Raw genomic sequence first — 15,318 nt, 5'->3', positions numbered from 1 at the left:
TTAAGGCGTTATAGAATTTTTGCTCTAAAATTGACCATTTGATAGTCTTGAGTCATTAAGGTGACTGTATGGGCTTCTTTTGGCTCTAGTAGGGCCTTGGCAAAGCTGCTACTCTCGGCGCGCTTTGTGACTTCCCGGCCAGGGTAGAACGCCGGATTCACCAAAAACACACACCAATAATAATCGCATCAAATGCGGTGAAGAATTCGCGTTGCTGAGGAGTGGGCTTCCATGATCGAAGACTTTTGGAAGGATAAGTACCCAGCTGGAATTGCTGCCGAAATCAATCCAGACGAGTATCCGAATATTCAGGCAGTGTTAAAGCAATCCTGCCAACGCTTCGCTAACAAACCGGCCTTTAGTAACCTCGGCAAGACACTCACCTACGGTGAGCTGTACGAATTGTCCGGTGCTTTTGCCGCTTACCTGCAACAGCATACCGATTTGCAGCCGGGCGATCGAATTGCCGTACAACTGCCAAACCTGCTGCAATACCCGATCGCCGTATTTGGTGCCATCCGTGCCGGCTTGATCGTGGTCAACACCAACCCGCTGTACACCGCGCGGGAAATGGAACACCAATTCAACGATTCCGGCGCCAAGGCGCTGGTGTGCCTGGCGAACATGGCGCACCTGGCCGAGGCCGTGGTGCCCAAGACGGGCGTCAAGCACGTCATCGTCACCGAAGTGGCCGACCTGCTGCCACCGCTCAAGCGCCTGCTGATCAACAGCGTCATCAAGTACGTGAAGAAGATGGTCCCGGCTTATCACCTGCCCAAGGCCGTCAAGTTCAATGAGGTGTTGAGCAAAGGCCACGGCCAGCCGGTGACCGAAGCCAACCCGGCCAGCAGCGACGTTGCCGTGCTGCAATACACCGGCGGCACCACCGGCGTGGCCAAGGGTGCAATGCTGACCCACCGCAACCTGGTGGCGAACATGATGCAGTGCCGGGCGCTGATGGGGTCCAACCTGAATGAAGGGTGCGAAATCCTCATCACGCCGTTGCCGCTGTACCACATCTATGCCTTCACCTTTCATTGCATGGCGATGATGCTGATCGGCAACCACAACATCCTGATCAGCAACCCGCGCGACCTGTCGGCGATGGTCAAGGAGCTGTCGAAGTGGAAGTTCAGTGGTTTCGTCGGCCTGAACACCTTGTTCGTGGCGCTGTGCAACAACGAAGCGTTCCGCAAACTGGACTTCTCAGGCCTGAAAATCACCCTGTCCGGTGGCATGGCCCTGCAACTGGCCGCTGCCGAACGCTGGAAAGCCGTCACCGGATGCGCCATCTGTGAAGGTTACGGCATGACCGAAACCAGCCCGGTAGCCACCGTCAATCCAAACCAGAACATTCAGTTGGGGACGATCGGTATTCCGGTTCCGTCGACCCTGTGCAAAGTCATCGACGATGCCGGCGTTGAACAGCCTGTGGGAGAAATCGGTGAGCTGTGCGTGAAAGGTCCGCAAGTGATGAAAGGCTACTGGCAGCGCCAGGAAGCCACCGACGAAATCCTGGACAGCGAAGGCTGGTTGAAGACCGGTGACATCGCGCTGATCCAGCCAGACGGCTACATGCGCATTGTCGATCGCAAGAAAGACATGATTCTGGTCTCCGGTTTCAACGTCTATCCGAACGAGCTCGAAGACGTACTGGCGACCTTGCCGGGCGTACTGCAATGCGCAGCCATTGGTATACCGGACGAGAAGTCGGGCGAGGCGATCAAGATTTTCATCGTCGCCAAACCGGGGGTAACCCTGACCAAAGAGCAGGTGATGACACACATGCGTGCCAATGTCACCGGTTACAAAGTGCCGAAAGCCATCGAGTTCCGCGATGCGCTACCGACCACCAACGTCGGCAAGATCCTGCGCCGCGAACTGCGTGACGAAGAGCTGAAGAAACTTGGCTTGAAGAAGGTCAGCGCATAAAACAAAAGCCCCGCAGATGCGGGGCTTTTTGTTTCTTCAGATCTTTTGCTGTCAGAGGCGGAACTGCGCGAAATTGACGTTGGTGCCAGCCGGGCGCATGTCCTGAAGGTACGAGTCCTTGTCGGCACTCAGTTCCAGGCTCAGGGCCGCCTTGCGCTTGCCTTCATTGCGCACCACCAGGCCTTCGAGTTTCTCGCGCAGGAACACCGTCGGCACTTTCAGGTGCAGCAGTTCGTCGGTGGCGGGTGTATGCATCAGCAGGTGAACCCACTCGTACTGACCAATGGCCAGGCGCGCAACCGGGATATCAAACCACCAGATATTGCGGTTGCGGTTCAATTCGGTGAAATGGCAGTTGTTGACGCCAAGCACTGCACCGCCGAGTTCCTGGTTTCTGCGGGCAATGGCCTGCTTTTTATCGAGTTTCATAACGTTCCTACGGGATTGGATCTTCAGCGCCACGGCCTGAATACGTTGCGCATTCTCGGGGCAAAGCCCGCAAACATAAAGCCCAACCTGCATGTGCTGATGAAATGACCGGGCGAAAATAAATGAAACTCTGTGCAACGTCCTCAGGTCAACCTCTACGTAGTCACTGACCTTTGAGTGTTCACAGGAGAAATACCATGAGCAGCACTGGCGATAAAGTTAAAGGCCTGGCCAACGAAGCGGTCGGCAACGTCAAGCAAGGTGTGGGTAAAGCCACCGACAATCCCAAGTTGCGAGCCGAAGGCAAGCTTCAGGAGAAGAAAGGCGAAGCCCAGCAAGCGCTCGGCAAGGCCAAAGATGCGATCAAGAAAACCATCGATAAAGCCTGATCCGATAGCCCGCGTTAATACACCGCGACGGCCATCCACGGATGGCCGTTTTTATGTCGACTTTTATTGTTCATTTTCCCCGAAATTGTTCCAAGGTCGCCAAGTAGGTTACTTTGATGTAGAAAACGGCCCCTGAGTCGCTCCCGACTTCAACCCTTTTGCGGCGAAAGGAGACGCTATGATGTTCCCGGAGTTGAAAGGCTTGCCCTTGCACCGCGTGATGATGCGCACCGTCACCGAGTTTATTAATGACGAGATGTCGACGTATGCCTCGGCGCTGGCCTATCAGATGCTGTTCTCGCTGTTTCCCTTCATTCTGTTCCTGATTGCCCTGATCGGTTTCCTGCACCTGCCGGATTTCTTTTCCTGGCTGCGCCTTCAGTCAGAGCTGGTATTGCCGCCGCAAGCGCTGGAGCAAGTGAACCCGGTGATCGACCAGCTCCAGCAATCGAAGGGTGGATTGCTTTCGGTGGGTATCGTCATCGCCCTGTGGACCGCCTCGGCGGGTGTGCGGCTGATGATGAGCGCGATGAACGCGGCCTACGATGTGGTCGAAGGCCGGCCGATCTGGAAGCGTTTCCCGCTGTCGATTTTCTATACCGTTGGCGTTGCCGGCATGCTGCTGGTCGCTGCGGCCTTGATGGTGCTCGGCCCGCAGGTGATGGAATGGATTGCGTCGCAGATCGGCATGGAAGAATTCATCGTCACGTTGTGGACGATACTGCGCTGGCCGGTGATCGTCATTTTGCTGATGGTTGCGGTTGCGTTGATTTATTACGTGATGCCTGATGTGAAACAGCGGTTTCGCTTCATCACGCCGGGCTCGGTGCTGGCGGTGGTGGTGTGGATCGTCGCTTCGCTGGGTTTTGGTTACTACGTCAAGACCTTCGCCAACTACAATGCCATGTATGGCAGTATCGGCGCGATTATCGTGTTGTTGCTGTACTTCTATATTTCCGCTGCAGTGCTGTTGCTCGGCGCGGAAATGAATGCGGTGATCGATCACATGTCGAGCGAAGGCAAGCATCCTGGTGCCAAGGACTTCGGCGAACACGACGAAAAACACCATGTTTCGGGACTGGGCCGGGACCACTCGCTCAACCCGACCACTGACGAAGCCTGACGATGATCCGTGAAATTCTGAAAATGGGCGATGAGCGCTTGCTGCGTATCGCTCCGCCGGTACCGGCCGAAATGTTCGACAGCCCTGAACTGTGGCAGTTGATCGATGACATGTTCCAGACCATGGAAAGTGTCGGCGGCGTTGGCCTGGCAGCCCCGCAGATCGGTGTCGACCTGCAGTTGGTGATCTTCGGCTTCGAGCACAGCGAACGTTACCCGGACGCTGACGCCGTACCGCAGACGATTTTGATCAACCCGTTGATTACGCCGCTTGATCCGACGCTGGAAGAGGGCTTCGAAGGTTGCCTGTCCGTGCCGGGGCTGCGGGGGGCGGTCGAGCGTTATCAGCACATTCGTTATGAAGGCTTCGATCCCAAGGGCGAGCCGGTTGTGCGAATCGCCTCGGGGTTTCACGCCCGAGTGGTACAGCACGAATGCGATCACCTGATCGGCCGGTTGTACCCGTCGCGGATCACCGACTTTCGCAAGTTCGGGTTTACCGAGGTGATGTTCCCGGATCTCGACCCGACGGCTGATGATTGATCCGAAACCTCAACGCGCTCCCACAGTTTGAAAACCCATGGCGATCATCGGCTTGTTGCGTTTATAGCGAGCCAGGCGCTCGGCCAGTGCATAGGGCAACAACGGGTCCGCAGTGAAGCCATTGCACTCATAAAAACTGCGCAAGTCCGGGTGGCAGAACAGCCATACCGGCGCCTTGATCTGCACCAGTGCCTGGGCCATCAACGCCCCCGCAATACCTTGTCCCCGAAGGGCCGGGTCGACAAATAACCCCGTCAGCCAAAACCCCTCCGTCATCGGCCGCAAACAGAGCCCGGCGATGATCTCGTCGCGCTTGCCTACCCACAGTTGAGCATCGCGAACCGCTTTCATCGATGACTGGTGACTGCGGTAAAACTTGTTCAGCAACGGCCACAGTGGCTCGGCAAGCTGGGTGTATTGGGTGTTGGGCATGTGCGAGGGGGTCACTGCGAAAAATGCGCCTATTATAAAAGAACCAACGCTGCGAGATAGGTGTATACCTGATCTCATATTCCCAGTTGGTGGAGCGTGCATCATGAGCAAAGGCATGGATTCGAAGAAAGCGGCGAAAAAGAAACCGACCAAGACAGCCGTTGAAAAACGCGCTGACAAGAAGGCCAAGAAGGTCGGTGTGTTCGGGCACTGAGCCCGCTTTGACGGAGCCCGGCAATCGGGCTCCGCGTTCATTCTCAAGTATTCACTTCCAGGTAAACCAGTCATCGATCTGCAAGATTTCCCTGCTTCGTTGCACAGAAGGGGATAAGGCCGACATTTGTCTGTTGGCTTGTCCTGTTCTGAGCCGAGCCATGTCCTATTACCTTGATCAAAACCTGCGTGAAGAAATTGAAACCCTGCGCCGAACGTTTGCCGGTCGCAGTGAATGGCCTACCTGGCTGCTGTTGATCGGCGTGTACGCGGCCTGGTTTGGCGTACTGCTGGCCAGTGCCTGGCTCGGGCTTTGGTTGAGTACGCTGCTGCTGATACCGATCGTGGTGCTGTGGATGTCGGTCCAGCATGAGCTGTTGCATGGGCATCCGACGCGCTTTACCTCGTTGAACAAACTCCTCGGCTACGCACCTTTTGCCGTCTGGTACCCGTACACCCTGTACCGCGACAGCCACCTTCTGCATCACCGCGACGAAGACCTGACGTTACCCGGTCGCGACCCGGAAAGTCGTTACGTGAGCACACGACAGTGGCAGGGCAGTTCAGTGTTCGAGCGCAGCCTGCACTGGCTGAACAAAACCCTGCTGGGGCGCTTCGCCGTCGGTGCGCCGCTGGCCTTGCTGGCGCTGGCCAGGGAAGAACTCCAGCGCTTGCGCCAAGGCAATCGCCAGGCCTGGTTGATGTGGCTGACCCATGGCACGGTGACTGTGCTGATGCTGACCTTCATCGCGGGTTACAGTGTTGTTCCCGTCTGGCATTACCTGTTCTTGATCAGCGTGCCGGCGTTGTCGGTAGGGGCGATCCGTTCCTACTATGAACATCGTCCGCACCGCGAATCGCAAAAGCGCACGGTGCTCAACGAGGCTGCCTGGCCTTGGCGCTGGTTGTTCCTGAACCTGAACCTGCACCTGGTGCATCACGATCTGCCGGGGTTGCCGTGGTTCTATTTGCCGCAGGTTTATCGCGCGCGACGTGATCAATGGCAGGCACGCAGTGGCGGGTTTCTGGTGCGCGGTTATGGTGAGCTGTTGCGTCGGCACGGGCTCAGTCCCGTGGACAGTCCGCAGCATCCTTTCAGTTGAGAAGCGGCATGATTTCAGGTTTTGCAGAGTTACTGATGTACGTCGCCCCCGAGCCGATACGTCAGGCCAATGAACAGTGGCTGGCGCGCATCGTCGAGCGGCTCGGCGCGACCCGCTTGAGCGCTGAAGGCTTGTCGTTGATGGAGCTTTGGCTGGCCCCGCAATTGCTGCTCACCCAGACCTGCGGCTATCCACTGATGACAGCGTTGCGCGGACAGGTGCGGGTGATCGGTCGACCGCGTTATGAACTGCCGGACAGCAGCGCTGGTAATCATTGCAGCCTGCTGCTGACCCGGGCCGACGACCCGCGCCGAACTTTGCCGGCGCTGCAGGGTAGCCGAGCGGTGATCAATGGCGAGGACTCCAACAGCGGGATGAATCTGTTGCGTCACCGCATCGCTGCGTTGCAACGCAATGGTCAGTTTTTCTCCAGCGTTGCGGTCAGCGGTAGTCACCGTGAAAGCCTGCGCTGGCTGCGTGACGGGCGCGCGGACCTGGCGGCCATCGACAGCGTGACGTTCGCCTATCTGGCGCGGCATGCACCGCAGGAAGGCGAAGGATTGCGGGTGGTGGCGCGCAGTGCGTTCAGCCCGACCTTGCCGTATATCGGTGTCGCCAGCCTGACGGACGGGCAAATCGAGCACCTCCGCGAGGTGATGAACCAGGCGTTGAATGAACTGCCTGATGTGGTTGAAATCCTGGGGCTCCACGAGGTGTTGCCGGCCACTGAAAGTGACTATCAGATCCTTCTTGATTACCGGCAAGAGGCCGAAGAGCTAGGATTCGGGCGCTTGCGTTGAGAGTTGAAACGAGCGCTGGGCAAACTGAAAATTTATATTTCTAAGAGATATATAAAAATAGTTTTTAAGTATTATTAAAGAATAAGGCTCCTTGCTAGGATCGCTGTACCGGACCACCGGACATTCAGCGCCACCCTATTTTTGGAGCCTCCATGTCCGGCACCGACCTTTCTCACAGCGAATACGTGGGCGGATTGTTCCGCTGTCATTATGTTTGGTTGTGCAATCGCTTGCGCGGCTACCTCGATGCTGGCATCAGCGCCGAAGATGTCGCCGCCGAGGCCTTTGCGCAGCTCCTCGACTCGCCAAACCTGACGTCGATCCAACAGCCCCGCGCCTTGCTGACCACCGTTGCTCAGCGGGTAATTTATCGTCTCTGGCGCCGACGGGACCGCGAGCGTGATCACCTCGATCAGTTGCAGCACATTCAGCCCTGCCAAGGGCCGTCGCCGGAAGACCTGACGCAGCAGTTGCAGACCTTGAGTGTTCTCGACCAGGCGCTTGACCGCTTGCCGGGCAAGGTCAGGGCGACGTTCCTGCTGTCACGGCTTGAAGGCCTGACTTACCCGCAAATCGCCGCCGAACTGGGCATCTCCCAGCGTTCGGTCAGCGTCTACATGACCCGCTGTCATACGCTTTGCCAGCGCAGCGCCAATCAACCATTGCTCACACCCCCCACCCTGAGGTCCGCATGAGATCAATCAAAACCTGGCTCGGCAGTTMGCTATTGCTCTTCAGTCTTGTGGCGACACAGGCCTCCGCGACGGAAAAAGTCGCGCCGATCCACTTCGGCGACATCACCTGGGAAAGCGGCAGCCTGATCACCGAGATCCTGCGCTTGATCGTCGAGAAAGGTTACGGCTACCCGACCGACACGCTGCCGGGCAGCACCGTCAGTCTTGAAGCCGCGTTGGCCAAGGATGATATTCAGGTCATCGGCGAGGAGTGGGCGGGGCGTAGTCCGGCCTGGGTCAAGGCACAGGCCGAGGGTAAAGTGTTCGGTCTGGGCGATACCGTCAAAGGCGCCACCGAAGGCTGGTGGGTGCCGGAATACGTGATCAAGGGCGACCCCGAGCGCGGGATCAAACCGCTGGCGCCGGAGCTGAAATCGGTCGCCGATCTGGCGCGCTACAAGGACGTGTTCCGGGATCCGGAAGACCCGACTCGTGGCCGCTTCCTCAACAGCCCGACCGGCTGGACCTCGGAGATCGTCAACAGCCAGAAGCTCAAGGCCTATGCGTTGACCGAGAGCTTCGTCAACTTCCGTACCGGCTCGGGGGCGGCGCTGGATGCCGAGGTCAGTTCGTCGATTCGGCGTGGCAAACCAGTACTTTTCTACTACTGGTCGCCGACCCCGCTGTTGGGGCGTTTCAAATTGGTGAAGCTCGACGAGCCGGCCTTCAACGCCGAGGCCTGGAAAACCCTGGCCGACGCCAACAACCCGCATCCACAAGGTACGCGCTCGATGCCGGCCAACCTGGCCATTGGTGTCTCGGCACCGTTCAAGGCCCAATACCCGGACCTGGTGGCGTTCTTCGAGAAAGTCGATTTACCGATCGATCTGCTGAACCAGACCCTCGGCCAGATGAGCGAAAAACGCCAAAAACCGCGTGAAGTCGCACAAGCCTTCCTGCGCGAGCAACCGCAGGTGTGGCAAGGCTGGGTACCAACGCAGGTCGCGACGAAAGTCAGCAGCAGTTTGTAGGCGCGTCATTCACCGGTGATGGCGCCCATGAAGTCGCCATCGCCGGCTTGTCAGCAATCAATCTTCAGGCGTGCGCCACTTCCGCCGCCAGCGCCTCGCTTATCGCAGGCCGTGAGCCAATCCGCGCCTGAAAACGCTCCAGCGACGGCCATTGCTTCAGGTCGATATCAAACAAGGAAGTCCACCGCAGTACGCTGAACAGATAGGCATCAGCGATGCTGAAGCGTTCGCCCAGCAGATAATCCTGTTGTTCCAGTGTCTGGGTCAGCACGGCAAACCGCTTGAACAGTTTCTCCTTGAAGAGCGCTTTCACCTGATCAGGAAACTGCACGTTGAACAGCAGTCCCAGGCCGCCGTGAATCTCACTCGAAATGAAGTTCAGGACCTCCTGCAAACGCACTCTTTCCCAGGAACCGCATGCCGGTGCAAGACCGGCATGCGGGCGAAGATCGGCAAGGTATTGCAGGATTGCCGGTCCCTCGGTCAGCACATCGCCGTTATCCAGTTGCAGCGCCGCGACATAACCTTTCGGATTGATCGCAAGAAAGTCGGCACCGTCGGCGGTCTTCTTCGTTCGGTTGTCGACGCGGACCAGCTCGAATGGCAGTTGCAGTTCACGCAGAACAATGTGCGGAGCAAGGGAACAGGCTTGAGGCGAAAAATACAACTTCATGATCAGGGTTCCAGGTGAGGGTTTTGATCAGTGTCATAGTCGCTCGCGCACTTCGTAAAATTAATCTTTCAGACAGCAACCATAAGGACAGCTACTGCGATGATGAACCTGATGCATTGGCGGATGTTGGTGGCTATCGCGGACACGGGCAACATCACACGCGCTGCCGAGCATGTCGGCATGACTCAGTCGGGGGCTAGCCAAGCGCTGGCTTTGCTTGAGGATATGCTCGGTATTCAACTGTTTGTCCGGGAAAACCGTCAGACCTTGCCGACCGCGGTCGGCGTGCACGTGATCGAACAGGCGCGGGTGATGCTTCAGGCCCTTGAGACCATCCGGACTACCGCCGACGCGGCGCGAGACATTCAGCGTGGCACTATTCGCCTGGCCAGTTTTCCGATGGTGCTTGCAACGTTTCTGCCGCCGCTGTTGCGCCAGTTCAAGCAACTTTATCCCGGTATTCAGGTGGTGGCGCTGGAGGTCAGCGACAACGAAGTTGAAGCGTTGCTTGGCGCTGGCCTGGTTGATCTGGGCGTGGTGCTCAATCCTCCACCTGAACGCAACGCTGGAATGTTGGGGCGAGATACCTGGGTTGCGGTGCTGCCGATGGCGCACCCATTGGCTCGAGGAAACCACGAGCACGGATTGAGGTTGGAGACGTTGGTCGGGCAGCCGTTCGTGCTGGCCACTGGCGGATGCAGCGTCAATGCCCGCAGCCTGGCAGCGGATGCAGGTCTTGCGCTGCTGGATGTCCGGGTTGAAGTTAGGGAGTGGGGCAGTGCGTTCACACTGGTTCGGGAAAACGTCGGGGTGACGCTGGTTCCGGAAATGACCTTGCCAGCCAATCGCAAGGGGTTGCGCGTATTGCCGTTGGCAGTGCCTGTTGATCGAGAATTTGCGCTGGTCGCCACACCGCTCAGGGAACCCTCTGCGGCGGTGCAGGCGCTGCTGGCGATGCTCCATCCCGCAGCGTTCTGACCGTCGATAAAAAGATGGCATATTGATGGCCTTGCATCCGTGGCGTTGCTGTCTATGCTCACTCGTAGCGACTGATGCCGGTTAGTTTATAAAGCGTGAACGTCTCGATGCCTCAGCCTGATTGTGCTTGAGTCAGTGTGTTGCGCCCGGTTGTAAATTGAATGATCGATAAGAGTGTGCAACTCAAGGCACTGCGGTGAAAAGGAGTGTTTCTTAGAGGGAGTTACTTGTGAATGTTGGGTTGGCTCCTGCACGGGGCATCAAGAAAAGGATGGCTTGATAAGAGCGTTGCGTTATGGACACTCCGATTAATCATCATTGATCACCTGACTCTTATCCTTCGTGTGAGGATGCGTTTGCCTGTTCTGTGGAAAGTTGTCGTAAGTCCAGTGAAAGACTGGGAACTTCCGTTCGTTAAAAGACAGTGCTGAAGGTGATACCACCATGTTCAATCGACACCACAAGTCCGACCTGCTTGAGATAGAGCGATTTAGCTGCGCGTTGACCGAGGCCAATGCCAAGTTGGCGGCAATCAGCCGCTCCATGGCCATGATCGAGTTTGACCCTACCGGTGTGATCCTCGAGGCCAACGAAAACTTTTGTAGGGCCGTCGGCTATTCCATCGAGGAACTGCGCGGCAAGCATCACCGGATTTTCTGTGAAGAGGAGTACGCCAAGAGCGAAGATTACCAGCGCTTCTGGCGTGAGCTGGGTCGTGGCGAATCAAACAGTGGCACTTTCTTGCGCTTGAACAAGAGCGGTAAGGAAGTCTGGCTTGAGGCCAGTTATATGCCGGTGATCGGAACTGACCGGCAAGTACGAAGCGTGATCAAAGTGACCTCGGACATCACGGCCCGAATCAATAAAGAGCATGAAAGCCAGAGCGTAGTGAATGCCCTGGGCCGCGCCATGGCGGTGATCGAATTCTCCCCCGACGGCAGGGTGATGACTGCCAACGATAACTTCTTGCAGACCATGCACTATTCGCTTAACGAAGTAGTAGGTCAGCACCACAGCCTGTTCTGTCATCGCTCGGAGAGCGAGTCGGCGGCCTATAAGGCGTTCTGGGCATCGCTCAACCGCGGCGAGTTCCATTCGCGTCGGTTTGAACGGGTCGACAAACACGGTCGCATGGTCTTTCTCGAAGCTTCGTACAACCCGATCTTCGACACCAAGGGGCGCTTGTACAAAGTGGTCAAATTCGCCAGCGACATCACCCGGCAAATGACCACGTTGCAGACCGCTGCCGAGTCGGCCCATTCAACCTCGGTGCAAAACGATGCGTGTGCCCAGAAAGGTTCGCAGGTGGTGCAGCAAACCGTGCAGATCATCGAAGAGATCTCCAGGGATCTCAACGAAGCGGCCCTCAGCATCGATGCGGTGAGCAAGCAGTCCGACATCATCGGCACCATTGTTCAGACCATTCGCGGTATCGCCGATCAGACCAATCTGCTGGCACTCAACGCCGCTATCGAGGCTGCGCGGGCCGGTGAACATGGGCGAGGATTTGCGGTGGTTGCCGACGAGGTGCGTAGCCTGGCGGCACGAACCAGCCACGCAACCGTGGAAATTGTGGAAGTGGTGCGCAAGAACCACGACTTGTCCTTGAGTGCAGTGTCGAGCATGCAATCAAGTTTGAGTCGTACTGGACTTGGCGTGGAACTGGCCAATGAAGCGGGCGAGGTGATCCTGGAAATTCAACAGGGTTCACGGCATGTGGTGGACGCCATCAGCCAGTTCAACTCGACATTGCAACTTGGTTAAAACGTCGTGCAACTAAAGCGGGTTTTCGATCAAGTGCTGTTACTTGATCGAAAACCTTTTTGGTCGCTCTTGCGAGTATTTTACGAGTGCACGCGAAGTGGGTTGCTCAGGCGACCGACGATATCGAGCGCACTGTCGAGCAAGCGCATACGCATGAACGATTTGGCCGGCCAGTCCTGTTTCAGCAAGGCCAGACGCTCGATTGCCCAGCGCTGTGGCTCGACCCGTTCGCGCAGGTGGTCAAAGCAGTCGCTGACCTGAATGGCCAGCTCATTCCAGAGTGCATCGTCCGGCATCTTCCAATGCCGGGCACAGAGCAGAACCAGCTCCCCGAGATGGCACATGAAGGTGGTGTGCAAGAGTTTGTCGCGCACGAAGTCCGCATCGTCATACAGCGTCATCTGCGGGTCATGCAACTGAAGGTCGAGGCCTTGCCGGTGCAAGGTCTGGCGGTGTATCCGGATGTCGCCGAAGTCACGCACCATCAACCGGCTCAACTGTCCTTCGGCACTCATGACCATGAAGCTGTTCTGCTGGTGCGCCTCGAAGGCGACGCCGTAGATCAGGTACAGACCGAGCAGTCCGGGAACGGCGATCGATAGATAGTCACGGAAAAAACGCAGCAGTTCCGGTCTGCCGTCGCCTCCCTGGGCCAACCTGATCCACTGGCGCAGTAACGGTTGTCCGTGTTCATCCAGGGCGAACAGGCTGCCAACGGGAACGGCCATTTCGCCCGGCTGCAGCACGCTCGACGGGTTGTCCCGGTAAAGCACCGCCAGGTGCCGGGAGCGTTGGTCATCCGCTGGTTGCGGCGCGTAATGCACGCCAATACGTTCCGGCACGATGTTCAACACGGCTCGAATCTGCGGCTCCTGCTTGAGTATTCGCAGCAACAATCCGCTGACCCTTGGCCCCATGCGTGCCGAGCGTGGTGAAAGGGTGCGTTGCACGCTGGTCAGTCGCAGCGCTACCGGAAGCTTGACCATCGGTGAGCAGCGGTTTGCAGTGGGCACCAGGGTGCGAAACGACATGGTCGGCTGACCGTTGAACGCAATGATGCTGGTCATGACCAGCACGCGGTCGGCAATCTCGCGAGCGAACGAGCGCGGTAGTTCCTCTGCGGCTTGCCATGGATGGACGGGGAGGGGCAGGTAGTCATCCGGGTCGAGGCCTTGGGTTAGAAGGTGCCGGGTCAATTGTTCGGTCGCGAGCGGGAAATGCCCTTGCCACCAGTCGCGGTAATGCTCGGGTTCGTTCAATGATTCGACGTGAGCCCATTGCCGATGCAAGGCGCACAGGACGACGGGCACGCAGGCTTCGAATTCCGGTGATAAAGCAATGACCTCAGGGGTGCCCAAGCCAAGCTTGGTCTTGTAGTTCGGGTGCCAGGGATGACCCAGCGTGCCCCACTGTTCAAGCAACGATGTCGGGTTCGGGTGGGCGGGGTTGCTCTTGAGCCAGGTCAGCAGATTATCGTCATCGGCGAGCTTGAACTGTTCACGCAGTTGCCGGCTCCAGCCGTGGTGAAAGGCCTGGCACAAGGTGGCGTTGCAGAAGCTGTCATCAAGTTCTTCGGCCAGGCGAACGAGCACTTCGGGCGACGGTAAAGGCTCAAGTTGCGTGCAGAGCAGGTTTAGCAACTGTGAAGGAAACAGCAGTTTTTGTGCTGGGGATTCAGGGCGATGCAGCGTGATGTCGCCCTGTATGTCCCAGCTGTTCATCCGCGTGGGGATGAGTCCTTCGAAGCACAACCGGGCACCATCGAGCAGCGTGAGCCAATGCATCGAGCCCTTGGCTTGCAGGACTTCGGGATTCAGCAGGCCTTCGCGCAGCAGCGCCTGCAACAAGCGCTGAAAGCTTGCGCGGGCGCTGAGCTCGAGCGTATCGGCCAGATGGCCGAGGCTTATCCGGCGAGACGTGAACGCCTCGGTCGCCAGCGCTTCGCTCCAGCGTGAGAGTAACCATTGCTGATTTTGCGGGTCCGTGTGCATGACATAAGACTCCTGGGGGCGGTTAAAAGCAGCTCCAGAGAGGCTACGGCACGCGCAAAAAAATCGATGGCAAGCGTTTCCGACAAATCTGTGGGACGGATCCCAGGGTGTTGGCGGGAATGTCCGAGAGCGGGTTTCCTAGGTACTCTCGCGAACCTTCAACTCAAAGCCCATGTCGACCACCGGTTTGGCGATCGAATTGCCGGCCATCAAGGTCAGCATGTGCTCAGCAGCGCGGCGGCCGATGGCTTCACGCGGGGTGCTGATGCTGCTCAGGCGCGGCACCATGTGCGCCGAGGCTGGCAGGTCGTTGAAGCCGAGGACGGCGACTTGTTCGGGGATCTTGATCCCGTGGCGCATGGCTTCGAGCAGGGCGCCGTGGGCCAGGTCGTCGTTACCGAAGAAGATTGCGTCGACCTGCGGATGGCTCGCCATCATCTGCAGGAATAATTCGCCGCCAAGGCCCACCGAAGAGGGACGCGGTGTCAGCAACTCAAGGTCCGGGTCGTACAGGCCCGCTTGCTGCAAGGCACGCCGGAAACCTTCGCCGCGCAGCAAGGTGCGTTGGTCGAGTTGTGCGCCGATGTAGGCCAGGTGCCGCCGACCGCGGGAGATCAAGTGTTGTGCGGCGGTTTCGCCGGCACTCAATTGCGAGAAGCCGACGCAGTTCAGGCCGGCGCCCGGGTCCAGATCCATCATGTAGACGCAGGGGATATTGCTGGTTTCGATCATCCGGCGGGCACTTTCGGTACGATCGAAGCCGGTCAGCAGCAACCCTCTTGGCTGATAGGCCATGTAGTTGCGCAGCAGGTTCTCTTCTTCATCACGGGAATAGTGATAGTTGCCGATCAGCACTTCGAAGCCTTTGGGACGCAGCACCTGATGGATGGCTTCAAGGGTTTCGATGAACAGCAGGTTCGACAGCGATGGCACCAGGACCACCACCGAATGGCTCTGGGCCGAAGCCAGGGCGCGGGCGGCGGGGTTGACCACGTAGTTCAGTTCGAGCGCGGCCTGCTGGACCTTTTCCACCAACTCGGTGGCGACGGTGCTGATGCCGCGCAAGGCCCTGGACGCGGTGATTGGACTCACGCCTGCCAGACGGGCGACTTCGTTGAGGGTAGGGCGGCCGGTGGTGCGAGTATTTTTATCGTTTTTAGTGGAGGTCATCGGGCTGCTTGCCAAACAAAATTCAAGGCACTAAGGTAGCGCTGTCTCGATGCGGCTGCAAATGCTTGAGCAGG

At 57.9% G+C, this 15,318-nt stretch carries 15 protein-coding genes and 1 pseudogene; 11 read left to right on the top strand and 5 right to left on the bottom strand.

What is annotated here, in order from left to right; translation table 11 throughout:
- Positions 1-231: 231 nt before the first annotated feature.
- A complete protein-coding gene (gene fadD1 / locus AC1DHT_RS21640) occupies positions 232-1,932 on the top strand; it encodes a long-chain-fatty-acid--CoA ligase FadD1 (RefSeq protein ID WP_427536043.1) in 1,701 nt (566 codons plus the stop codon).
- A 51-nt stretch (positions 1,933-1,983) separates the two neighbouring features.
- On the opposite strand, the gene AC1DHT_RS21635 is transcribed toward fadD1, so the two are convergent.
- Positions 1,984-2,361: a hypothetical protein gene (locus tag AC1DHT_RS21635; protein ID WP_071553721.1), complete on the bottom strand. Its 378-nt coding sequence runs from the start codon at positions 2,359-2,361 to the stop codon at positions 1,984-1,986.
- A gap of 197 nt (positions 2,362-2,558) precedes the next feature.
- On the opposite strand from AC1DHT_RS21635, the gene AC1DHT_RS21630 reads away from it, so the two are divergent.
- The 3 genes from AC1DHT_RS21630 to def all read left to right on the top strand — a co-directional run bounded on the left by AC1DHT_RS21630 (position 2,559) and on the right by def (position 4,415).
- Positions 2,559-2,750: a CsbD family protein gene (locus AC1DHT_RS21630; protein ID WP_427532081.1), complete on the top strand. Its 192-nt coding sequence runs from the start codon at positions 2,559-2,561 to the stop codon at positions 2,748-2,750.
- A 178-nt stretch (positions 2,751-2,928) separates the two neighbouring features.
- Complete coding sequence (locus AC1DHT_RS21625) at positions 2,929-3,873, top strand: YihY/virulence factor BrkB family protein (protein WP_427536041.1); 945 nt, start codon at positions 2,929-2,931, stop codon at positions 3,871-3,873.
- 2 nt (positions 3,874-3,875) lie between these two features.
- A complete protein-coding gene (def, locus tag AC1DHT_RS21620; protein WP_054593668.1) occupies positions 3,876-4,415 on the top strand; it encodes a peptide deformylase in 540 nt (179 codons plus the stop codon).
- A gap of 9 nt (positions 4,416-4,424) precedes the next feature.
- Here def and AC1DHT_RS21615 read toward each other — a convergent pair whose 3' ends face one another.
- Positions 4,425-4,847 carry a GNAT family N-acetyltransferase gene (locus tag AC1DHT_RS21615; protein ID WP_427536038.1) on the bottom strand — a complete coding sequence of 141 codons (423 nt, stop codon included), beginning with the start codon at positions 4,845-4,847 and terminating at the stop codon, positions 4,425-4,427.
- A 374-nt stretch (positions 4,848-5,221) separates the two neighbouring features.
- Between AC1DHT_RS21615 and AC1DHT_RS21610 the strand changes: the two genes are divergently transcribed.
- From AC1DHT_RS21610 to AC1DHT_RS21595, 4 genes are all read left to right on the top strand, one after another.
- Complete coding sequence (locus tag AC1DHT_RS21610; RefSeq protein ID WP_427536036.1) at positions 5,222-6,163, top strand: fatty acid desaturase; 942 nt, start codon at positions 5,222-5,224, stop codon at positions 6,161-6,163.
- An 8-nt stretch (positions 6,164-6,171) separates the two neighbouring features.
- Positions 6,172-6,963: a phosphate/phosphite/phosphonate ABC transporter substrate-binding protein gene (locus AC1DHT_RS21605; protein WP_427536034.1), complete on the top strand. Its 792-nt coding sequence runs from the start codon at positions 6,172-6,174 to the stop codon at positions 6,961-6,963.
- Between the two features lie 152 nt (positions 6,964-7,115).
- On the top strand, positions 7,116-7,658 hold the full coding sequence (locus AC1DHT_RS21600; RefSeq protein WP_427536032.1) for a sigma-70 family RNA polymerase sigma factor: 543 nt from the start codon (positions 7,116-7,118) through the stop codon (positions 7,656-7,658).
- On the top strand, positions 7,655-8,668 hold the full coding sequence (locus AC1DHT_RS21595) for an ABC transporter substrate-binding protein (RefSeq protein WP_477761465.1): 1,014 nt from the start codon (positions 7,655-7,657) through the stop codon (positions 8,666-8,668). Before AC1DHT_RS21600 ends, AC1DHT_RS21595 begins: the two co-directional genes overlap by 4 nt.
- A gap of 64 nt (positions 8,669-8,732) precedes the next feature.
- Here the strand turns inward: AC1DHT_RS21595 and gstA are convergent, their stop codons facing one another.
- Positions 8,733-9,341 carry a glutathione transferase GstA gene (gene gstA, locus AC1DHT_RS21590; RefSeq protein ID WP_427536028.1) on the bottom strand — a complete coding sequence of 203 codons (609 nt, stop codon included), beginning with the start codon at positions 9,339-9,341 and terminating at the stop codon, positions 8,733-8,735.
- 99 nt (positions 9,342-9,440) lie between these two features.
- On the opposite strand from gstA, the gene AC1DHT_RS21585 reads away from it, so the two are divergent.
- From AC1DHT_RS21585 to AC1DHT_RS21575, 3 genes and pseudogenes are all read left to right on the top strand, one after another.
- Positions 9,441-10,319, top strand: coding sequence for a LysR family transcriptional regulator (locus AC1DHT_RS21585; protein ID WP_427536026.1), 879 nt, complete (start codon positions 9,441-9,443; stop codon positions 10,317-10,319).
- 444 nt (positions 10,320-10,763) lie between these two features.
- A pseudogene (locus tag AC1DHT_RS21580) lies at positions 10,764-11,534 on the top strand (PAS domain-containing protein); the annotation flags it as partial.
- Positions 11,535-11,543: 9 nt separating this feature from the next.
- The gene (locus tag AC1DHT_RS21575) at positions 11,544-12,083 is read left to right on the top strand and encodes a methyl-accepting chemotaxis protein (protein ID WP_371917621.1); all 540 of its coding nucleotides are present in this window, start codon (positions 11,544-11,546) and stop codon (positions 12,081-12,083) included.
- An 80-nt stretch (positions 12,084-12,163) separates the two neighbouring features.
- Here AC1DHT_RS21575 and AC1DHT_RS21570 read toward each other — a convergent pair whose 3' ends face one another.
- The gene (locus AC1DHT_RS21570) at positions 12,164-14,074 is read right to left on the bottom strand and encodes an IucA/IucC family protein (RefSeq protein WP_427536024.1); all 1,911 of its coding nucleotides are present in this window, start codon (positions 14,072-14,074) and stop codon (positions 12,164-12,166) included.
- A gap of 138 nt (positions 14,075-14,212) precedes the next feature.
- Positions 14,213-15,244, bottom strand: a complete 1,032-nt coding sequence (gene gntR, locus AC1DHT_RS21565; RefSeq protein ID WP_427536022.1) for an HTH-type transcriptional regulator GntR — start codon at positions 15,242-15,244, stop codon at positions 14,213-14,215.
- Positions 15,245-15,318: the final 74 nt, after the last annotated feature.

It is taken from the genome of Pseudomonas sp. 05N432, from assembly GCF_056396945.1.
The sequence above is the reverse complement of the archived record's forward strand: the minus strand, read 5'-3'. Positions and strand labels throughout refer to the sequence as shown.